This window comes from Arthrobacter sp. JSM 101049 (genome assembly GCF_041679245.1).
Classification (GTDB): domain Bacteria; phylum Actinomycetota; class Actinomycetes; order Actinomycetales; family Micrococcaceae; genus Arthrobacter_H.
On record NZ_JBGFFC010000003.1, the window covers coordinates 427,443 to 448,241 of the forward strand.

The window sequence follows — 20,799 nt, forward strand, 5'->3', positions numbered from 1 at the left end:
ACGAGGCGGGAAGGAGCCGCATGAGATTCGGCATCGAGGAGGAGTTCTTCGTCATCGATCCCGCCACGGGGCGCCCGGCTGCCTTGGACACTGCGGACCGGGAGGCGATGCTGCAGGCGACCGGCGGCGGCAGCGCGACCGTCCCCGAGTGGCTGCAATGCCAGGTCGAATCAGCAACCCCCATCTGCTCCACGGGCCCGGAGGCGCTGGCCTCCCTGACCGGGTACCGCCGTGCGCTGGGCGAGGCGGTCGCCCGGCTGGGCCTGTCGGCGGCGGCACTGGCCACCCCGCCGGACGTCCCCTCCGGGGAGGCGCCGATCAGTCCCGGGTCCCGCTACCGCGAGATCCACGACCTCGTGCCCGGCCTGGCCGCGGAGCAGTACATTTCCGGCCTGCACGTCCACCTGGAGATCCCGCACCGCGATGCCGGAGTCCGGATCCTGAACTACCTGCGCCAGTGGCTGCCGACCCTGACCGCGCTGGCCGCGAATTCGCCGCTGTGGCGGGGCCGGGACACCGGGTTCGCCAGCTGGCGCACCATCCGCTATCGGCAGTGGCTGCTGCAGGGCTTGCCCCCGCACTTCCACGACGGCCGCGACTATGATGCGCGCCTGGGCCGCCTGCTGGCCCTGCCCGAGATGCTCGACGCGAACCTCATCGGCTGGTCGGCCCGCCTGTCCGAGCGGTACCCGACCGTGGAAGTCCGCGCCCTGGACACCCAACTGCGGGCCGACGAATCGGTGCTCTTCGCCCTCATCCTGCGCGCCCTGGCGGCCGAGGCCCTGCACGGCCCGCCCGTGCCGGACGACATCGCCCCCGAACTGGCGGACATCGCCCCCTGGCATGCGTCCAGGTACGGCCTCACCGGCTCGCTCATCTCCCTGCCCTCCGGCGCCGTCGTTCCGGCCGAAGCCGTCGTCCACACCCTGCTCGAAACCATCCGCCCCCACCTGGAGGCCTCCGGGGATGCCGAGGACGTGGCCCGCGGCCTGACACATCTGCTGGCGGCCGGCAACGGCGCCCAGCGCCAGCGTGGCCTCTTCGCCACGGGCGGCACGGCAGCCGTGGCCGAGCATGCCGCCCGGGAACTGACCGCCGCCCGCCCCGCCACCACTGCCGCGTCCGGCACGGCACCACACCCGTAGCGGCGCACCCGTAGCGGCGCACTCGCTGCCGCTCCGGATCGCAAAGGGTTGTCGGGCCCCACCGGCGTCGGATAGGTTGCGAGCGAACCCACGTCGGAGGGATCGGTATGGACGCCGAGATCACGTTGCACGTCGATGGCCACGAGCACACGCTCACCGTGGACACCCGCACCACCCTGCTGGACGCCCTGCGCGACCGGCTGGGCAACACGTCGCCGAAGAAGGGGTGCGACCACGGCCAATGCGGGGCCTGCACCGTCCTGCTGGAGGGCCGGCGGATCAATTCCTGCCTCGCCTTGGCCGTCGCGCACGACGGCGCCAGCCTCACCACCGCAGCCGGCCTGGCCGACGAGTCGGACCTGCACCCCATGCAGCAGGCGTTCCTGGACCAGGACGGCTTCCAGTGCGGCTACTGCACCCCGGGCCAGATCTGCTCGGCCGTGGGCATGCTGCAGGAGGCCAACGCCGGACACCCCAGCGCGGTCAGCCCGCCCGACGTGCTGGCAGACGGTCCCACCGGCACCCCGCTCGACGACGACGAGATCCGCGAACGGATGAGCGGCAACCTGTGCCGTTGCGGTGCCTACGTGAACATCGTCGCGGCGATCCGCCAGGCCCAATCCGGAAGCAGCCCGTCCGGAACCGCCACCACCGGGACGGCATCATGAAGCCCTTCGAGTACGAACGCGCCACCGACCAGGCCGAAGCAGTCGCCACGGCGGCCTCCCCCGGAACGCGCTACCTCGCCGGCGGCACGAACCTTGTGGACCACCTGAAGTTGGGCATCGAGTTGCCCGACCGCCTGCTCGACATCACGCACCTGCCGCTCGACGGGATCGAGGACCTGCCGGACGGCGGCCTGCGCCTGGGCGCGATGGTGCGCAACAGCGACCTCGCGGCCCATCCGCGGGTCCGCGGCCGCTACCCGGTCCTGTCGCAGGCCCTGCTTTCCGGCGCCTCCGGCCAGTTGCGCAACGCGGCGACCACCGGCGGGAACCTGCTCCAGCGAACCCGCTGCGTCTACTTCCAGGACGTCACCACCCCCTGCAACAAGCGCGCACCCGGCAGCGGCTGTTCCGCACTGGAGGGCTACACCCGCTACCACGCGATCCTCGGTGCCTCCGACGAGTGCGTGGCCGTCAACCCCTCGGACATGTCCGTCGCACTGGCCGCACTGGACGCCCGCGTCATCGTGCTCGGCACCGACGGCGAGCACGGCATCGACCTCACCGCCTTCCACCGGCTGCCCGGCGACGAGCCAGACCGCGATACCGTCCTGGGACCCGGCGAACTGATCACCGCCGTCGACCTCCCCGCCCTGCCGCCCGGCGCCCGCACCGCGTACCGCAAGGTGCGCGACCGGGCCTCCTACGCTTTCGCCCTCGTGTCGGTCGCCGCCGTCATCGAGTTGGAGGACGACGGCGGATCGGGCACCGACGGCGCGCCACCCACCTTCGGCACGGTGCGGCTCGCCCTCGGCGGCGTCGCCCACAAGCCGTGGCGGGCCACCCTCGCCGAGGAGGCGTTGCGCGGTGCCGCGGCCACCGAGGAGAACATCCGCGCCGCACTCGACGCCGAACTCAAACGGGCCGTCCCGTTGCGGGACAACGCCTTCAAGATCCCCATGGCCCGCAACACGGCCACGTCGGTGCTGCGGGACCTGGCGACCGACGCGGCACCCGAGAACCGCGAGGACCCCGAGGACAGGAAGCAGCCATGACCGTCCAGCACAGCGGCGCCGCCGGGCAGGACCTGCAGCGCATCGACGGCGAGGCCAAGGTCCGGGGCCTGGCACCCTACGCCTACGAACAACCGGTGGACAACCCGCTCTACCTGCACCCCGTGCAGGCCACCATCTCGCGGGGCCGTGTCGAGACCATCGACACCACCCAGGCCCTGGCCGTCACCGGGGTCGCCGCCGTCGTGACCCACCTGGATGCCCCGCGGCTGGCCAGCACCGAGGACGCCGAACTGGCGGTGCTGCAATCGCCCGCCGTCGGCTTCCGGGGCCAGTTCATTGCAGCGGTCCTCGCCGAGACGCCCGAGGCGGCACGCCATGCTGCCAGCCTGGTCCGCGTCGAGTACGCAACCGAGCCTCACGAGGCCGAGCTGCGTGCGGACCGGGACGACCTCTATGCCCCCGAGCAGGTCAACGCCGGATTCCCCACCGATACCCGCACTGGCGACCCCGAGGCCGCCCTCGAGACGGCGGCCGTCGTCATCGACCAGACCTACACGACCCCGTACGAGCACAACAACCCGATGGAGCCGCACACCACGGTGGCGCAATGGGACGGCGACCAGCTGACCCTGCACGACTCCACCCAGGGCGTCTACTCGGTCCGGCAGACCCTCGCCCCGGTCTTCGGGATCGCGCCCGAGGACATCCGGGTCATCGCCCCGCACGTCGGCGGCGGGTTCGGGTCCAAGGGCGTGCCGCACGCCCACGTCGTGCTCACCTCCCTGGCCGCCAAATGCAGCCGCGGCCGGCCGGTCAAGTACGCGCTGACCCGGCAGCAGATGTTCTTCCTCGCCGGCTACCGCACCCCCACCATCCAGCACGTGCGGCTGGGGGCCGACGCGGACGGCCGGTTGACCGGCATCATCCAGGACGTCGTCGAGCAGACCTCACGGATCAAGGAGTTCGCCGAGCAGACCGCCGTCCCGGCCCGGATGATGTACGCGGCGGAGCACCGCGCCACCACCCACCGGGTCGCCAAGCTCGACGTCCCGGTCCCCTCGTGGATGCGCGCACCGGGTGAATGCCCTGGCATGTTCGGCCCCGAGGTCGCGATGGACGAGCTCGCCGAGGCGTGCGGGATCGACCCGATCGAGCTGCGGGTGCGCAACGAGCCGGACACGGACCCGGAGACCGGCAAGCCGTTCGCCAGCCGCCACCTCATCGAGTGCCTGCATGACGGGGCACGCCGGTTCGGCTGGTCGGACCGGCCGACGACGCCGGGCTCGCTGCTGGTCGACGGCTGGCTGACCGGCATGGGCGTGGCCAGCTCCACCTATCCGGCTCGGCGGCAGCCCGGGAACACCGCCCGCATCCGCTTCGAGGGGTCGGGGCGCTACACAGTGCAGATCGGCGCCGTCGACATCGGCACGGGTGCCTGGACCGCGTTGACGCAAATCGCCGCGGAGGCATTGGACTGCGCGGCGGCCGAGATCGACCTGCAGATCGGCGACACGGCCTTCCCGACGGCGACCGTGGCCGGCGGGTCCACCGGCACCACCAGTTGGGGCGCTGCCATCATCTCCGCAGCCCAGGCGTTCCACGACCAGCATGGCGACCAGCCCGAGCCCGGAGCCGAGGCAGAGGGCAACGCCGGGGCCAACCCGGCCGCGGAGAAGTACGCCCTGCACTCCTTCGGTGCCCAGTTCGCCGAGGTCCAGGTGCATCCCGACACCGGCGAGATCCGGGTCTCGCGCCTGCTGGGCGTCTTCTCTGCCGGTCGGATCATCAACCCGCGCACGGCCCGTTCGCAGTTCCTGGGCGGGATGACGATGGGCCTGGGCATGGCCCTGCATGAGGACAGCGTCATGGACCCGCGGTTCGGGATGATCGTCAACCACGACCTCGCCGAGTACCACATTCCCACCAACGCCGACATCCGCTCGATGGAGGCGTTCTGGCGGGACGAGGTCGACGAGCATGCCGGGGCCCTGGGCGCCCGCGGAATCGGGGAGATCGGCATCGTGGGAACGGCCGCGGCCATCGCCAACGCCGCCTACAACGCCACGGGCATCCGGGTCCGTGACCTGCCTCTGACCGCCGATAAGTTCCTGCGCTGATCGCACTCCCACGCCCCGGCCCGGCGCCTGCAGGGAAGGCTGGATGGCGTCAGTGAATGGGCCCGGCCACCCGGCTCAGTGGCTGCGGGGCGTCCTTGCCGTAGCGGGAGGCGAGGATCTCGGCCACGATCGACACCGCGACCTCCTGCGGGGTGGAGGCCCCGACGTCGAGCCCGATCGGCGAGCGCAGCCGCGCCAGCTGTTCCGGGGTGGTGCCCGCCTCGAGCAGGGCGGCCCGGCGTTGACGGTCGCTCGAGCGCGAGCCCATGGCCCCGACATAGGCGACCCCGAGCCCGAGGGCCGCGTGAAGCACCGGGATGTCGAACTTGGGGTCGTGGGTCAGCACGCACACCACGGTCCGCGGGTCGATCGGGCCGGCGGCCCGCAGGTCCTCCAGGTAGGCGTGCGGCCACTGCACGATGACCTCGTCGGCCTGGGAGAACGCCGACGGATCGGCGAAGACGGCCCGGGCGTCGACGAGCGTGGTCCGGTACCCCAGGGGCTTGGCCGTCTCCAGCAGGGCGGCGGCGAAGTCGTTGGCGCCGAAGACCAGCAGCGGGGGCGCCGGCAGCCGGCTTTCCACGAACAACTCGGCGGGTTCGCCCTGCCTTCCCGCTCCCGCCGGCGCCACGCGGATCACCCCGGTATGTCCGGCGCGGACCAGCGGCTCGAGCTGGGACGCTGCGCTGCGGGCCATTCCCTCGTCCCCCAGCACGGCCAGCAGCTCGGTGGCGATCGAGGACGCCTCGAAGCCCAGCGGATCCGCAACGAGAATCGGCGGCCCGCCCATTCCGTCGATCCGCCGGACCAGGGCGCACCCGTCGGCAACACGGACTGTCCCCGTCCGGTCCGGCAAACCGAGGTCGCCTGGCCCCAGCGGCTGGATCAGCACCTCGAGGCTTCCGCCGCACATCAGGCCCACCGCGAACGCGTCGTCGGCGCTGTAGCCGAAGTGCTCCCGACGGGGCACGCCGTCGGCCATGGCCTCGGTGCAGGCTTCGAGCACGGCGCCCTCGACGCATCCGCCGGAGAGGCTGCCCCGCACCTCCCCGCCGACGGTGACCAGCATGGAGGTCCCCACGGGCCGCGGTACCGAACCCGAGGACCCGACGATCGTGGCCAAGGCACAGGCTTGCCCCATTGGCCCCTCGCCCAGCAACGCCTCCAGGTCGGGCAGCAGGTCGAGCATCAGAGTTCCCGCCACTGGTTGTCGGGCAGGTGCGACCCGGCCTGCGGGCCCATCTGCAGCATGCCACCGTCGACCGGCCACGATGCCCCGGTCACGTACGACGCGGCCGGCGAGGCGAGGAAGGCGATCACCGCGGCGACCTCGCGGGCATCGCCGGGCCGCCCGAGTGGGACCCCGGGCCGCTCGATGCCGCGCGGATCCCGGTCCTCCTGGCCGGTCATGGGCGTGGCGATCTCACCGGGGGCCACGGCATTGGCGGTAATGCCGTACGCGCCGAGTTCCAGTGCCATGGTCTTGATGAGCCCACCGAGCCCGTGCTTCGCCGCGTCGTAGGCGCTGGAGCCGACCCGCGGCTGGTGCTCGTGCACGCTGGTCACCGCGATGATCCGCCCGCCCCGGCCCGCGGAGACCATGCGCCGCGCGGCGCGCTGCAGGCACACGAACGCCCCGTCCAGGTCCGTGGCCACGACCTCCCGCCATCGGTCGTAGCCCATGTCCAGGAACGGCACCTTCGCCCCGGCGCCCGAGTTGTTCACGAACACGTCCACGCCGCCGAGTTCCTCGGCGAGCGCATCGACCGCGTCGCCACAGTCGGGCACCCGTGTGGTGTCCAAATGCACGACGGCGGCACGTTGCCCGAGTGCCCTGACCTCCTCGGCGGTCTCCTCCGCTCCCGTCTTGTCGGCGTGCCAGGTGATGCCGACATCCAGGCCTGCTGCGGCGAGGGCGACGGCGGTGGCGCGGCCGATGCCCGAATCGGAACCGGTGACGATCGCCGTGCGCGGGGTGAAAGCATCCATGGCACCAGTCTGGCGCGCCGACCGCGGGCCGTCACCCCTTCGGGGAGGTGCCCCGACCACCACGCGAAGCCGGTCCGTCAGACGCCGCCCCCATCGGCGAGCCCGGCCGCCGAGCGCAGGTAGCCGCGGGTGATGAACATCTGCGTCCGTTCGGTCACGGGGGCGGCGGCGCGCATCACCACGTTCGCGGGACGCGAGTAGGCCAGGAGCTCGAACCAGACCGAGCCGTCGCCCTCCAGTACCGCGGTGAACGACTCCTCCCCGGCCACTGGATGACCGGCCAGGGTCCCGTAGCCGAACCCGGCCCGGCGTGGCCCAGCACCATCCGGTTCCACGGACCAGAGGACCCGGCACGGCGCGGGGATGCGCACCGGCCCGATGCCCATCCTGGAAACCACTCGGATCCCTGGGGCGGCCCGTGGGGTATTGGACGGAACGTCGAGTCCGGCCCCGCGATGCAGCTCCCAGGCCAGGATCCCGTCGGCCAGCCGCCGGAAGTCTCCCTCACCCGTCCCGGCACGGACCCTCCGCCGGACGGTCCGGTAGCCACCGGGAGCGTGGCCGAGCTTCGTCAGCCCGGGGTCGGGATAGGTCAGGTCCGCGGGCTGGCCGATCCGGGCCAGACGGCGCAGGGCCGCCATCTCGCTGGGTTCGTGTTTCCCCAAGACGGTCCCGACGACGGCGAGCGTCGTTCGGGCGCCGAGCCGCGTGGGGATGTGCAGCCTCCGGCTTCCCGGCAGGTCGACCCCCGGTGCCCGCAGGCCCAGTAGTTCCCGGTAGCGGGCCGGGAGCGAGTCGACGACGGCGGCGAAAAGCAATCGGTAGCCGGGCAGCAGCAGCGGGTCCAGGGGCGGGTTCTTGAGGAAGGAGACGACCTCGTCCACGCGGGGTCCGCCCGCGAGCTGCCCGCCGGCGTCGTACTCCTGCAACTGTGCCCGCAGGTCGGCATCTGTGCGGGGCGGGTCGGCCACGCCCATCAGCTCCCCGGCGATGGCCCATTGGCGGACGTAGGAGTCGGCACCGCCGAGCCGGGCGGGGACCGGCCCGCTGAACGCCTCGTACGAACGCAGGAACGCATCGGTGAAGGCCAGGTGGACCCATGCGGCCAGTCCGGGATCGTTGGCGGAGTAGTTGCTCGTTTTCCCGTGGGCGTCGGTGTAGCTGCCGACGACCGGTTCGTGCAGGTGCCTGACATAGCTGCACGCGGTCCGGGCTGCGGCGGTGTCGCCGTAGGTGACCGTGAAGATCCAGCGGATGGTGCCGGCCAGCCGGCCCAACGGGTCCTCGCGGTAGTTCGAATGCTCCACCACCCCGGCGAGCGCCCCGGGATGCAGCGCCTGGACGAGCAGGGCACGGATGCCCGCGGCGATCGGTGTCATGCCCCCGTGGATGGTCCACACCGGCGAACCCGGTGCGAAGTAACCGGCGTCGTCGCCCTGGTCCAGGGCATCTTCCCATGCAGGGACGCCTTCGGCCTGCCCGGCAAAGGTGAGTCTGAGCCGGGTGCGCAGGGGTGAAAGGACGTCCATGCCCGAGAGCCTACGCCGGTCCGCTGGCTGTCGACTGGCGGTCCAGGAGGAGGGCGACGACGATTCCGACGACGAACCACACCAGGCCCACGATCAGTGCCAGGTGCGTGGCGGACGCCAGCACGACGGCCAGCAACACGGCCCCCACCGCCGGGATCACCCCGTGCAGGAACCAGGTTCCGCGCACGGCGGCCTTCTGCCTGACCAGGTAGTAGCCGATCACCGAGACGTGCAGCAGGATGAACGCCGTCAGCGCCCCGACATTGACGATCGAACTGAGGATGTCCAGGCCATCGGCACGGGTGGCGGCCCACACGGCAACGACGATGTTGCCGCCGGCGGTGATCAGGATGCTGCGCGTGGGCACCCCCGTCCGCTCCGAGACCCGGGCCAACGCGTACGGCAGGCGGCGCTCACGGGCCATGTCCATGATGATGCGGCTGCCGGCCCCTTGGCCGACCATGGCGGCGAACGCGGCACCGGCGGCCTTGGACAGCGCGAGCAGCCAGTGCAGCCACTCGCCGATGCCCTCCTGCACCGCCGTGTAGTAGGCGGCCCCTTCCAGCGATGGATCGGCAGCCAGCTCGGCGGGCGTCGTCGTGGACAGCAGCGCACCCACGTACGTCTGCGCCACGAACAGCACCCCGGCGACGACCAGGCACAGCAGCGTGGCCCGCCCGACGAGCCGCGCCGTTCCCTTGGTCTCTTCTGCGAACGTGGCCAGCGCGTCGAAGCCGAGGAAGGACAGCACCGCGACGGACACGGCGGCGAGCACCGCGGCGAGGGAGAACCCGCTGACGCCGGTGAACGGGCTCAGCCACGGCCGCGTGGCACCCTCGATGGCCAGGACGTAGACGCCGCACACCAGCACGACCAGCAGGACCGCAACTTCCAGGAGCACGACGGCGGTGATCACCTTGGACGCCACCTTCACCCCGGCCAGGTTCAGGGCGGTGGTCGCCATCACCGCGACGGCGACGAACACCCAGATCGGGATGGAGGGGAACAACGAGTTCAAGGCGATCCCGGTGAACATGTAGGCCACCGACGGGATCAGCAGGTAGTCCAGCAGGATCATCCAGCCGGACACATACCCAGCCCGAGGGCCGATGCCCTCCCCGGCGTAGGCGAAGACCGACCCGGCGCGCGGGATTTCGCGTGACATGCGCATGTAGCTGGAGGCGGTGAACGCCATGACCAGGGTGGCGACGACGTAGACCGTGGCCACCGCTCCCCCGGACTTGGCATCCAGGGTGCCGAAGATCCCGACCGCAGCGGCCGGACCAATGAAGACCAGACCGAAGAAGACCAGCTGGCCCAGCGAGATGCTGCGCTTCAGTGAACCGTTGGTCGGTGCGGGGGTCGACGCGTTGGAGGTCATGGGGTAATTGTGTCGCAGATGCCCTCGGCCTTATCAAGGTAGATCTCCGTACAGGGAAAACACCTGCCCTCGGCACAGTCCAGCCGAACCCTTGGTCGTTATTAGTTCAACCGATCAAATTGGGGCGGCAGTGCCCCACTCGAGGGCAGTTTTAGAGGCGGTCCACGGTCTAATGCAGCATTACCAGTATTTTCGTATCGCGCCTCGGATCAACAACAGCTTCTCCCCGTCCAGTCATCCGTGTTTCGTCTGCGAAGATATAGAAGAAGTCGTCGAAAGGAGGGGACCGTGGCAAGGGCAGACCTGCTTCTAGCGCTGGTTCGAAGCGGAGCTGGGCAAGACGATCTTGCGTTTCGTCGAGCCGCTGAAGCGCTCATCGCAGAAGAGGAAGCAAAGAAACACGGTGTCCTTGCGAATCAGTTGACGGATGCGCTCACTCGTCGGCGAAGCGGCACTAACGTAACGTCCCTCGCTCGTTCCCAAGATGTAGAGGGTTTGATCCATGAACGAGAACCAGAACGTCGTTTGGCAGATCTAGTCTTGCCGTCGTTGGTCCGGCAGCAATGTTCCGATCTCCTCGAGGAACATTACAGGCGGGACCTTCTTAGGAGCCACGGCGTGGAACCGCGTCATCGCCTCTTATTTGTGGGCCCACCTGGAGGCGGAAAAACATCACTTGCGGAAGCTATCGCCACAGAACTGGCGGTTCCACTCTTGACCGTCCGCTATGAGGGCCTGATTGGAAGCTTCCTAGGCGAAACTGCTTCCCGGATGGATACTCTCTTCTCTGCCGTACGAACCCGACCTTGTGTTCTCTTCTTTGACGAATTCGATGCTGTCGCAAAGGAACGAGGGGATACGCACGAAACCGGTGAAATAAAGCGGGTTGTGAGCTCGCTACTCCTTCAAATTGATAAGTTGCCAAGCCACGTCATAGTAGTCGCGGCCACGAATCACTCTGAGTTGTTGGATCGAGCCGTGTGGCGGCGGATGCAGATTCGGATGGAACTGCCGCATCCAACTAGGTCCGGAAAAATGGAGTGGCTTGCGGCATGGTCCTCCCGTCGAGGAGTGAACTTCGGGCTATCGGTGAGGACCATAGCCGAACGATTGCAATCCGTGAGTTACGCCGAACTCGAAGAATTCGCACGGGATGTCCACCGGCGAAGTATCTTAGACGGCGTTGATTCAGACATCAGCGCCATCACTCAGAAGCTTCTTGGACAGTGGCAAAAACGCGCGGGGAGTGATGACTCGTGAACGCGACCACTTCAGAACCGTCCCCCCAACGCCCTGTCCTATTCGGCGCAGTAAGTCCGGTGCGTTCTATACAACTTCCCCGTGGAGGTAAACCAAAGGTCAATTTCAACAACTCTTCGGCGCGCGTTGCCCGCCTTGACGACGGCTTCGAAAACGCCTTCAGTGACTTCCAGGAGCAAGTCGCACTGTCGACTTCCATCCAAGCTGCCGATCCGCAGCTGGTCCTTGTGTTCGAAGCTATAGACGAAAGAACGGACTTAAGCGGTGTCGCTCAACGCTTAGGGTTCGAGGTCCTGAACGAATCGGAAGGGTCGATGGACCCTACCGAGGACTTCACGCTTATATCGGAGGCACCGAAGGACCTCAAAATCACGACTTGTCTACACGCTGTTTGCCTCAGCGAGTTCGCAATGTCCCGGCTATTGCAACTTTGGCGGACATGGAAGCGAACCGGACGCGTCCCCCATGGCTATGGAAAGCTAAAGGACTTGTTCGGTCATCTAAAAGATGTTCACACTTGGGGTCCTGAAGACCGGCTCAAGACGATGAATTGGGAAGAATATTTCGCCGGCCGAATTCCGGGCCAGTTGCACACCATTGAAATCGAGCTTTGGTATCGGCAGTCCAGCAGTCTTCGACAGAAGGCCCAAATCGAAGTCGAAAAGCTGATCACAGACGCAAACGGAACGCTACTCACTTCTTCAACAATTGCTGCCGTGGGCTACCATGCGGTGAAGTGTCAGGTAGGAGACGACATAGTAAGTAGGCTCGCTCAAGGCCAGTTTGAACATGTCAAAGTGGTTCGATCCTCCAACGTGATGTATCTAAGACTCGCGGGCCAAAGCGTACCTTTGTCCTCGCCAGGCGTTGAAGCCCCCGAAACTAGCGAACCCCTCCCAGCCGGCGCACCTGTCGTTTGCTTACTCGATGGGGTACCTGCAGCTAACCATCACCTATTGGCGGACCGCGTCTATATTCATGATCCCGATGACCTCTCTGCAGATTCTGCGAGCACTCTGGAAGACAGAAAGCACGGGACATGGATGGCCTCGGCAATCATATGGGGCGATCGGAGTAAACCGGGTCCTGCCTTAAGTCGCCCCATACTTGCCCGTCCAATACTTACTCCAGCTTCAGATACCCAAGGTCGAATCGAAGAAATCAGAGCAGACGAGCTTACTCCGGATCTCATGGAAAGGATCTTCTTTGAGCTCTTTGAAGGTACCGAAGAAGAGCCACCAGTAGCGCCAGAAGTAGTCATTGTAAATCTTTCCGTAGGCGACCCCACGACACCGTTCGACTCTGTTCTCTCCTCATGGGCGCGTACGCTCGATTGGTTGAGCTACAGGTATGGGGTGTTGATCGTTGTTTCCGCCGGCAACTACCCCTCTTTGCCAGCGCATGCGAATGACTCTTCGTCCATCCAGCAACTTACCGGCCTGGCCCGAAGAGAGGCCATCCTGGCATCGCAGCAGGCGGATCAAGCGAATCGAAGGCTGCTATCTCCAGGAGAAGCGATAAATGCTCTGACTGTCGGCGCCATCCATGATGACTCTTCCGAGGGACAACCTCTCGGATATCGCTTTGACCCTAGCGACGGACTGCCGAGCGTCAGTCCTGTCACTGCGCTCGGAGGTGGGTACAGGCGAAGCATGAAGCCGGAACTGGCCGCACCGGGCGGCAAGGTCCACTTCAAGGCACCACCCATGGCGGTCGGTACCCTATCAATCGCAAACGCTTCGACTACGGGCCCCGGGATTAAGGTTGCCACTTCGTCGGCAGGACAGGAAGCCTTCACAAGTGGTACCAGCCCTGCAGCCGCTCTCGTGACACGTGGAGCCGCGCGGATTCACGATGTACTCGACGAAATTACGGAAGGCGTCACACTCACTCGCCATCAGCGCTCAGTTGCAATAAAGGCACTACTGGCACATGGTGCGCGCCATCCAGATGGCCTGCATAGCGAATCGCTAGCCCTGCGAAGTGCAATTGGTTTCGGTAGCGTGGAACGAGACTATTCGCTTGGGTGCTCCTCAAACGAAGCCGTCATTCTGTATTTGGGCACGCTCGGCGCTGCTGAGGAACAAGAACTCCTCTTGCCTCTTCCTAACGGTCTCAATGTCCGCGAAACGAAGCGAATCTCGGCCACGCTTGGTTGGCTAAGCCCGATTAATTGGAGACACCGTCAGTACCGGAAAGCAGCCCTTAATTTCACGAAGCCGAAGGGAGGGCCGGTACTCAGTACACCAGTTGACTTGTCTGACGACGACGCAAAACGCGGTAGTGGTACGGTCAAGCACCTGCTTTGGGAAACTGAGAAGGCGTTCGGTACCGGTCACGGATCTAACATCTCTCTTAGAGTGAAATGCGTTGAACAGGCCGGTGGCCTTGATGGAGAACGAATTCCATATGCGGTCGCACTTTCACTTTGGGTTTCGCCGACAATCAATGTCGACGTTTATGCCGAAGTCAGAGATCAGATTCAACCCTCGATCGCGGTCCGTCCTCGTCTCTGAGCGAGTACTTACACAGGTCGAGGCAAAACTGTGGAGCTCGAAGGCTACCGTTTGCAGAATGGAACGGCCTGCACAGCGCGCGAAGATTGGGGCTTATGTGTCTAACGCTGCAGACCGTTCGAAATCTGGCTGAACCCAGAGTCTTTGTAGTTGAGCATCAATTTGGTCGCAATGGCATCATGGGCTCATGAGCGAAAACGAGAACCCCAACGCCCGGTCCATCGAACTATCCCGTGTTGCCACCGGCCACTACACCGCCCGCAATGCCGCCGGTGCGGAGATCGAATTCGGGCAGGGCGAGGGGCTGCTTTCCCCCGTCGAGCTGCTGCTGGCGGCCATCGCCGGGTGTTCATCAATCGACGTCGACACTGCCACCTCGCGCAGCGCCGAGCCGACGAAATTCTCGGTGACGGCATCCGGCAACAAGGTCGTCGATGATATCGGGGCCAACCGGATGGACGATCTGAACCTCTCGTTCAACCTCGCCTTCGCGGACGACGCCGACGGGCGGAAAGCGGCCAGCATGGTGGAGCGTCTCGTCGCCCTGTCGCACGACAAGTACTGCACGGTCTCCCGCACTGTCGAGCACGGCACACCGGTCGCGAGCAGCGTCGCCGTCGCGACCGGCGACGAAGGCTAGGAGCCGACCTGGAGTTCACCCATCCGGTCCCAACCTTCGCCGTCGACCTGGCGGCTGACGATCTGCGGGGTTTCGGCCAAGGTGGGGCGCATCGCCTCGAGGCCTGCGGCGAAATGGTCACTGGAGACGTGGGCTTCCCCTGAGCCGTCCTTGAAGGCCTCGACGAGCACGAACTCGTTGGCGGCCTCGACGCTGCGAGACCACTCGAACCAGAGGTTGCCCTCCTCGGCGCGGGTGGCCTCGGTGAAGGGCCGGGTGATCTCGATGAACGAGTCGATGTATTCGGGCTTGACCTTGTACTTCACGACGATGAAAATCATGCTTCCACCCTATCCGCGGGCCAGGCCCTTCCACCCGAGGCGTTCGCGGTCGGTCCTCGGCAGCGACTCGACGACCAGATCGTAGGAGTCCTCGATGAGGTCGCGCACCGTGGCGCCATCCAGCGAGCCGGAGCAGAGCACGGTATTCCAGTGCTTCTTGCTCATGTGGTAGCCCGGCGTGATCTCCGGGTGGGCCGCCCGCAGCTGCTCGGCGAGGACCGGTTCGCATTTCAGGTTCGCCCGCGCCGGGTCGGAGTCGTCCCAGAGAAGGGCGAACATCTTCGTCGCGCCGCCGGGTCGTCCGGACACCTTGAAGACCGTGGCGTCGGGGCCGAACGGGTGGTCCTCGAAGGCACCCGCCAATTGCAGGCAGGCGGCGCGGAAGCTCTCGTGGTCCATACCCGGCATCCTACGCGGGGCGACGCCGGCACCCGAGGGGCACCGGCGTCGATCCTGGTCCTGGTTGAGGCGAGTTGTCTACTTGACGGCCCCCATGGACAGGCCGCGGACGAGCTGCTTCTGCGCCAGCCAACCGGCGAGGACCACGGGCAGCGACGCGAGCACGGAGGCCGCGGAGAGCTGGGCAAGGAACAGGCCCTCGCTGGTCATCTGCGACATGAGGAACACCGGCACGGTGGCGGCCTTGGCGGCGGTGAGGTTCAGGGCGAAGAAGAACTCGTTCCAGGAGAAGATCACGCAGATCAGGGCGGTTGCCGCGATGCCCGGGGTGACCATGGGGATCAGCACCGAGCGCAGCGTCTTGATCAGGCCGGCGCCGTCCATGGACGCCGCCTCGAGCACCTCGCCGGGGACTTCCTGGAAGAACGAGCGCATCATCCACACCGCGATCGGCAGGTTCATCGCCGTGTAGAGGATGACCAGCGTCCAGATGCTGTCCAGCGCCCGCAGCTGCCCGGAGATCACGTAGATCGGCATGATCACCGCGACGACGGGGAGCATCTTGGTGGAGATGAAGAAGAACAGCACGTCGTTGGTCCTTTTCACCGGCCGGATGCTCAGCGCGTACGACGCCGGGATGGCCAGGAGGATGACCAGCAGGGTCGAGACGCCGGTGGCGATGAGGGAGTTCAGGAAGTACGGACCGGCGTCGGAGGAGATGACCGCCTTGTACTGGTCGAGAGTCGGCTCGAAGAAGAAGGCCGGCGGGTTTGAGGCAGCGACGTTCTCCTGCTTGAAGGACGTCATGACCATCCAGGCGACCGGGGCGAAGAAGATCAGCGCCAGGACCCAGGTCAGGGTGGTCAGCGCTCCCCCGCTGAAGACCCCCTTGCGCCGGGGCTTCTCCACGGAGGCGCGTACCGTCGTCGTGCGCTGGCGTTCCGGGTCGAGGGTCGTGGTGCTCATGCCTGCTCCTTGTCGTCGAAGCTGCGGAAGATCACGCGCAGCGCGAAGGTGGCGATGATGATGGTCGCGATGACCACGATGACGCCCATGGCTGCGGCCTGGCCGATGTCGAAGCCCAGGAACGCGCGCTGGTAGATGTAGAAGGGGAGGTTCGCACTGGCGGTTCCGGGCCCGCCGGCGGTCATCAGGTAGATCTGGTCGAAGGTGTTAACCACGTAGATGGAACCGAGCAGCACTGCCAGTTCGATGTAGCGGCGCAGCTGGGGCAGCGTGACCAGGGTGAAGGTCTTCCACCAGCCGGCCCCGTCGAGTGCGGCGGCCTCGCGCACGTCTTTGGGCTGGGCCTGCAGCCCGGCGAGGATCAGCAGCATCATGAACGGCGTCCATTGCCACACGAGGGCGATGATGACCGAGAGCAGCGGAGCCGAGGAGGTGAAGTTGATCGGGTCGATCCCGACCAGTCCGATCACCCAGTTGACCATCCCGTAGCTGGGGTTGAGCATCGAGACGCTCCACAGCATCGAGGAGGCGACCGGCATGATCAGGAACGGGGTGATCAGCAGGGTGCGCACGATCCCTCGGCCCAGGAACTCCCGGTCCAGCAGGACCGCGAAGAGCGTGCCGAGGACCAGTGCGACGGCGACGCAGCACAATGTGATGAGGATGGAGTTCAATGCCGCGACGCGGAAGGTCGAATCCGAGAAGATGTCGACGAAGTTCTGCAGGCCCACGAAGATGTTGCCGTCGGGACGCAGCAGGTTCCAGGACCGCAGCGAGTACCAGATGGTCAGCAGGAACGGCAGCTGGGTCACTACGATGGTGAAGATCAGCGCGGGCAGCAGGGGCAGCCGGCGGCTCCAGCCGTCACGGCGGTGGGCGCGGCGCAGCTCCGCCTCGTCCGGCCCCGTCCCGGTCGCCCCGCGCCGGCGGGTCTCGGTCAACGTGCTCATGGCCTAGCCTTCCTTCTGGTAGGTCCGGGCCACGGTGGCCGCGAAGTCCTGGGATTGCTTCAGCGCGTCCTCCACGCTCTGGCTGCCGGCGATGGCGGCGGAGATCTGCTGCGCCACCCGGGTGCCCAGGTCCTGGAACTCGGGGATGCCGACGAACTGCAGTCCGGTATAGGGCACCGGGTTGACCATGGACTTCTCCTGGGTGGCGTTGCCCATGGCCTTCAGGGTCGGGTCGGCGTAGTCCTTGGCGACCTTCGCGTATTCCGGGATCTCGTAGGTGGATTTGCGGCTGCCCGGGGGAAGTCGTTCCCAGCCGATGGAGTTGCCGACGAGCTTGAGGTAGTCCTTGTTGGTCATCCAGGCGATGAAGTCCCAGGCGGCCTGCTTGTGCCCGCTGGTTTCCGGGATCGCCAGTGCCCAGGTGTAGAGCCACCCGGCCGACTCGGTTTCCTTCACGGGAGCCAGGGCGTAGTTGGTCTTGCCGGTGACCAGCGACGATTTCGGGTCCTCGATCGAGGAGACCATGGCGGTGGCGTCGTACCACATGGCCGCGTTGCCCTGGGAGAACCGGGTGATGCAGTCCCCATAGCCGGAGGTCGCGGCGCCGGGCTGGCCGTAGCTGCGGACGAGGTCGACGTAGCCGGCCACGGCGTCGTGCACCTCGGGGGTGTTGAGGGTGGCGTTCCATTCCTCGTCGAACCAGCGTCCGCCGTAGGTGTTGATGACCGTGTCCAGGGGTGCCATGACCTCTCCCCAGCCGGCCAGGCCGCGCAGGCAGATGCCGGAGAAGTCCTTCTCGGGCTGGTGCAGCTGCTGGGCGAACCCGCGGATCTGATCCCAGGTCGGCTGCTCCGGCATCGTCAGGCCGGCCTTCTCGAAGAGGTCTTCGCGGTAGACCACGAAGGAGGACTCGCCGTAGAACGGGACCGAGTACTGGCCACCCTGGTAGGTCAGGGCCTCGCGGATGGTGGGGATGAAGTCCTCGGCGTCGTAGCCCTCGGTCTGCGCCATGTACGGGGCGAGGTTGGTGATCCAGCCGTTCTCGGCCCACATGGGCGTCTCGTAGTTGGAGATCATGACGACGTCGAACTCGCCGCCCTGGGTGGCCACCGAGGCCGTGATCTTGGCGCGGGCCTCGTTCTCCGGCAGGGACACGAAGCGCACGTCGATGTCCGGATGCTTGCTGCGGAAGTCCTTCATCAGGGAGATCGCGTCGGTCATCTGCGGGTTGGAGACGATGGCGACGACGAGGCTGGTCTTCCCCCCGGCCGTCGCCTGTCCCGAACAGGCGCTCAGCCCGGCGGCGGCCATGGCGCCGACGCCGGCTCCGATGAATCCGCGGCGGCTGAGGGACAGGTCCCGAATCGCCATTGCTTGCTCCTCGCCCGAGCGATTGGATTCGCTCATATGATGGTCGTCAAGTGCTCATTTGTTATGTGACTCTAGTCATATAAGATCATTTGAGCAAGACCTGCAACTCACATGAGTCCGGCGCGGCGCGTCGACACGGAATCGAGGATGGCCACATGCCTGAACGGCACGAGGAGATGCTGGCCCAGATCGCCGGCGAGTACTACCTCGAGAACACATCGAAGGTCGAGATCGCCAAGGCCCATGGGATTTCCCGCTTCCAGGTGGCCCGCTACCTCGACGAGGCCCGGCGCGAGGGGATCGTGACGATCACGATCCGCCATCCACTCGCACTGCCGGCCGACGGCCCGGAGCTGGCCGAGGCCCTCGGCATCGCCTCCGTCACCATCGCCTCCATCCCCGAGGGGGCACCTGACGCCCGCGACCGGTTGGCGCGGGCAGCTGCGGGAGTGGTCGCCGACGTCGTCAGCGAAGGCAGCCGGCTCGGCGTCTCCTGGTCCCGCACGCTCCAGGAAATGGCGGGACACCTACCCACCTTGCCGGGCTGCGACGTCGTCCAGCTCGCCGGCTCCATCTCCGTCACCGGGGGCGGAGGATCGGGTTCGCTGATCCACCGGCTCGGCCAGGCCGCCGGGGGCCGGACCTGGCCGCTGCCGGCGCCGTTGATCGTGGAGACCGCCGAGACCGCTGCCAGTCTGCGCCGGCAGCCGGAGATCTCCGATGCCCTGCAGGCCGCCGACGCACTGGACGTCGCCGTGGTGTCGCTGGGCGATTGGGCCGCCGGGAAATCGACGGTCTACGAGCGCGTCTCCCCCGCCCAACGGCAGGCCGCCACGGCTGCCGGGGCGGTCGCCGAGTGCTCCGGGCGCCTGCTGGCCGCGGATGGCTCCGCGGCCGATGCCGGGCTGGATGACTGCGTCATCGCCGTGACCCTGGAACAACTGACCTCCACCCCGCAGGTGGTCCTGGTGGCCCCCAGCGAGGACGGCGTCGCCGGGGTCCGCGCCGCCGTTGCCGCAGGCATCGCCAACCATCTGGTCATCGGCCCGGCCCTGGCCCTGCGGCTCGCCGGGGAACTGGGCTTGTCCATCACCGGAAGATCCTCCGACTCCGGCACGGGGGCCCCGGCATGAGCGACGTGGTTGTCGGCATCGACTCCTCGACCCAGTCGTGCAAGGTCCTGGTCCTGGACGCCACCACGGGCGAGGAGTTGCGCTCGTCCAAGGTCGCGCATCCGGATGGGACCAGCATCGACCCGCGCCGGTGGGCCGACGCCCTGCAGCAGGCCTGGCGGCAGGCCGATCCCGGGTCGGCGGGCCGGGTGATTGGCGTCGGGCTGGCCGCGCAACAGCACGGCATGGTCGCCCTGGACGTCGACGGGGAGCCGGTCCACGACGCCCTGCTGTGGAACGACACCCGCAGCGCGCCCGAGGCGGCAGCGATGGTCGCCGACCACGGGGCCGGGTTCTGGGCGCGCGAGGTCGGCTCCGTGCCCGTGGCCTCCTTCACGCTGACCAAGCTGGCGTGGCTGGCCCGGCACGAGCCCGAGGCAGCGGCGCGCGTCCACCGGGTGGTCCTGCCGCATGACTACCTCAACCACGTGCTGACCGGACGCTGGTTCACCGACCGTTCCGATGCCAGCGGTACGGGGTACTACCACCCGGACACCGGGTACCGGAATGCACTCCTGGAGGAGTACTTCGGCAAGCTACCCGAACTGCCCGAGGTCATCGCACCCGGGGCTTCGGGTGGCCGCCTGCTCAGCCGTTTCGGGGTCGGGGAGCCGCCCGTTTCGGCCGGCGCCGGGGACAACGCCGCGGCAGCGCTGGGTCTGGGCATGCAGGCCGGTGAGATCGCGGTCTCGATCGGCACCTCCGGCACCGTGTTCGCCTCGGTCCCGGACACCCCGGATGCGGACGCGTCCGGTGCGGTGGCCGGGTTCGCCGATGCCGCCGGCGGCTACCTGCCGCTGCTGGCCGTCATCAACTCCGCCCGCGTCATGGCCTCGACGGCCGAGCTGCTCGGCGTGCAGTTGCCCGAATTCGACACCCTGGCCTCCTCCGGGGACCCGCTGGCCGGCGGGCTGAACCTGATGCCGTACCTCGACGGGGAACGGACACCGAACCTGCCCCATGCCACCGGAAGCCTGACGGGATTGAGCCGCGCCTCGCTGACCCGGCAGAACCTGGCCCGTGCCTCCGTGCTGGCCGTGCTGAATTCACTGGCGGACGCGGCCCTGGCCCTCTCGGAGGTCTCCATTCCGGCCCGGCGCGCCCTGCTCATCGGCGGGGGCGCGCGCTCCCGGTCGCTGCGCGCGGCGGCACCCGAGTTGTTCGGCATCGACGTCGACGTCCTGGAAGCGGGCGAATACGTGGCCCTCGGCGCGGCACGCCAAGCGGCGTGGGCGGCGACGGGCGATCTGCCCGCGTTCGAACGACGGGTCGAGGCCCGGCTCAGCCCCTCGGGTGCGGCGTGGGGCTGCGACTCCCGGGAGCTCTACGCCGCCGAGCGGACCCGCCTCTACGGGGTGTAGGC

19 protein-coding genes are annotated in these 20,799 nt (G+C 67.3%); 9 read left to right on the plus strand and 10 right to left on the minus strand.

Going from position 1 to position 20,799, the window contains the following annotated elements; all coding sequences use genetic code 11:
* The first annotated feature begins 20 nt into the window (after window positions 1-20).
* The 4 genes from AB8M85_RS11445 to AB8M85_RS11460 all read left to right on the plus strand — a co-directional run bounded on the left by AB8M85_RS11445 (window position 21) and on the right by AB8M85_RS11460 (window position 4,943).
* Window positions 21-1,145 (plus strand): YbdK family carboxylate-amine ligase, encoded by a 1,125-nt coding sequence (locus AB8M85_RS11445; RefSeq protein WP_372698944.1) that lies wholly within the window; start codon window positions 21-23, stop codon window positions 1,143-1,145.
* Window positions 1,146-1,252: 107 nt separating this feature from the next.
* Window positions 1,253-1,813, plus strand: coding sequence for a (2Fe-2S)-binding protein (locus AB8M85_RS11450; protein WP_372698945.1), 561 nt, complete (start codon window positions 1,253-1,255; stop codon window positions 1,811-1,813).
* On the plus strand, window positions 1,810-2,865 hold the full coding sequence (locus tag AB8M85_RS11455; RefSeq protein WP_372698946.1) for a xanthine dehydrogenase family protein subunit M: 1,056 nt from the start codon (window positions 1,810-1,812) through the stop codon (window positions 2,863-2,865). Before AB8M85_RS11450 ends, AB8M85_RS11455 begins: the two co-directional genes overlap by 4 nt.
* The gene (locus AB8M85_RS11460) at window positions 2,862-4,943 is read left to right on the plus strand and encodes a xanthine dehydrogenase family protein molybdopterin-binding subunit (RefSeq protein ID WP_372698947.1); all 2,082 of its coding nucleotides are present in this window, start codon (window positions 2,862-2,864) and stop codon (window positions 4,941-4,943) included. The genes AB8M85_RS11455 and AB8M85_RS11460 overlap by 4 nt, the downstream gene beginning before the upstream one ends.
* A 49-nt stretch (window positions 4,944-4,992) precedes the next feature.
* Here the strand turns inward: AB8M85_RS11460 and AB8M85_RS11465 are convergent, their stop codons facing one another.
* From AB8M85_RS11465 to AB8M85_RS11485, 5 genes are all read right to left on the minus strand, one after another.
* Window positions 4,993-6,132, minus strand: a complete 1,140-nt coding sequence (locus tag AB8M85_RS11465; RefSeq protein WP_372698948.1) for an XdhC family protein — start codon at window positions 6,130-6,132, stop codon at window positions 4,993-4,995.
* Entirely contained in the window at window positions 6,132-6,932 is an 801-nt protein-coding gene (locus AB8M85_RS11470) for an SDR family oxidoreductase (RefSeq protein ID WP_372698949.1), read from the minus strand. Before AB8M85_RS11470 ends, AB8M85_RS11465 begins: the two co-directional genes overlap by 1 nt.
* Window positions 6,933-7,009: 77 nt before the next feature.
* Complete coding sequence (locus AB8M85_RS11475; protein ID WP_372698950.1) at window positions 7,010-8,461, minus strand: DUF1990 family protein; 1,452 nt, start codon at window positions 8,459-8,461, stop codon at window positions 7,010-7,012.
* 10 nt (window positions 8,462-8,471) lie between these two features.
* Window positions 8,472-9,842 carry an APC family permease gene (locus AB8M85_RS11480; protein WP_372698951.1) on the minus strand — a complete coding sequence of 457 codons (1,371 nt, stop codon included), beginning with the start codon at window positions 9,840-9,842 and terminating at the stop codon, window positions 8,472-8,474.
* A 309-nt stretch (window positions 9,843-10,151) separates the two neighbouring features.
* The gene (locus AB8M85_RS11485; protein WP_372698952.1) at window positions 10,152-10,346 is read right to left on the minus strand and encodes a hypothetical protein; all 195 of its coding nucleotides are present in this window, start codon (window positions 10,344-10,346) and stop codon (window positions 10,152-10,154) included.
* A gap of 141 nt (window positions 10,347-10,487) precedes the next feature.
* On the opposite strand from AB8M85_RS11485, the gene AB8M85_RS11490 reads away from it, so the two are divergent.
* The 3 genes from AB8M85_RS11490 to AB8M85_RS11500 all read left to right on the plus strand — a co-directional run bounded on the left by AB8M85_RS11490 (window position 10,488) and on the right by AB8M85_RS11500 (window position 14,258).
* On the plus strand, window positions 10,488-11,102 hold the full coding sequence (locus AB8M85_RS11490; protein WP_372699087.1) for an AAA family ATPase: 615 nt from the start codon (window positions 10,488-10,490) through the stop codon (window positions 11,100-11,102).
* Complete coding sequence (locus AB8M85_RS11495) at window positions 11,099-13,618, plus strand: S8 family peptidase (protein WP_372698953.1); 2,520 nt, start codon at window positions 11,099-11,101, stop codon at window positions 13,616-13,618. Before AB8M85_RS11490 ends, AB8M85_RS11495 begins: the two co-directional genes overlap by 4 nt.
* Before the next feature lie 187 nt (window positions 13,619-13,805).
* On the plus strand, window positions 13,806-14,258 hold the full coding sequence (locus tag AB8M85_RS11500; protein ID WP_372698954.1) for an OsmC family protein: 453 nt from the start codon (window positions 13,806-13,808) through the stop codon (window positions 14,256-14,258).
* Here AB8M85_RS11500 and AB8M85_RS11505 read toward each other — a convergent pair.
* The 5 genes from AB8M85_RS11505 to AB8M85_RS11525 form a co-directional block, all read right to left on the minus strand.
* Complete coding sequence (locus AB8M85_RS11505; protein ID WP_372698955.1) at window positions 14,255-14,578, minus strand: putative quinol monooxygenase; 324 nt, start codon at window positions 14,576-14,578, stop codon at window positions 14,255-14,257. The genes AB8M85_RS11500 and AB8M85_RS11505 overlap by 4 nt on opposite strands.
* A gap of 9 nt (window positions 14,579-14,587) precedes the next feature.
* Window positions 14,588-14,977, minus strand: coding sequence for an MmcQ/YjbR family DNA-binding protein (locus AB8M85_RS11510; protein ID WP_372698956.1), 390 nt, complete (start codon window positions 14,975-14,977; stop codon window positions 14,588-14,590).
* A 78-nt stretch (window positions 14,978-15,055) separates the two neighbouring features.
* On the minus strand, window positions 15,056-15,943 hold the full coding sequence (locus AB8M85_RS11515; protein WP_372698957.1) for a carbohydrate ABC transporter permease: 888 nt from the start codon (window positions 15,941-15,943) through the stop codon (window positions 15,056-15,058).
* Window positions 15,940-16,893, minus strand: coding sequence for a carbohydrate ABC transporter permease (locus AB8M85_RS11520; protein WP_372698958.1), 954 nt, complete (start codon window positions 16,891-16,893; stop codon window positions 15,940-15,942). The genes AB8M85_RS11515 and AB8M85_RS11520 overlap by 4 nt, the downstream gene beginning before the upstream one ends.
* Window positions 16,894-16,896: 3 nt before the next feature.
* The gene (locus AB8M85_RS11525) at window positions 16,897-18,264 is read right to left on the minus strand and encodes a sugar ABC transporter substrate-binding protein (protein WP_372698959.1); all 1,368 of its coding nucleotides are present in this window, start codon (window positions 18,262-18,264) and stop codon (window positions 16,897-16,899) included.
* 155 nt (window positions 18,265-18,419) lie between these two features.
* Here AB8M85_RS11525 and AB8M85_RS11530 point away from each other — a divergent pair, with 155 nt between their 5' ends.
* On the plus strand, window positions 18,420-19,397 hold the full coding sequence (locus tag AB8M85_RS11530) for a sugar-binding domain-containing protein (protein WP_372698960.1): 978 nt from the start codon (window positions 18,420-18,422) through the stop codon (window positions 19,395-19,397).
* Entirely contained in the window at window positions 19,394-20,797 is a 1,404-nt protein-coding gene (locus AB8M85_RS11535) for an FGGY family carbohydrate kinase (RefSeq protein ID WP_372698961.1), read from the plus strand. The genes AB8M85_RS11530 and AB8M85_RS11535 overlap by 4 nt, the downstream gene beginning before the upstream one ends.
* Window positions 20,798-20,799: the final 2 nt, after the last annotated feature.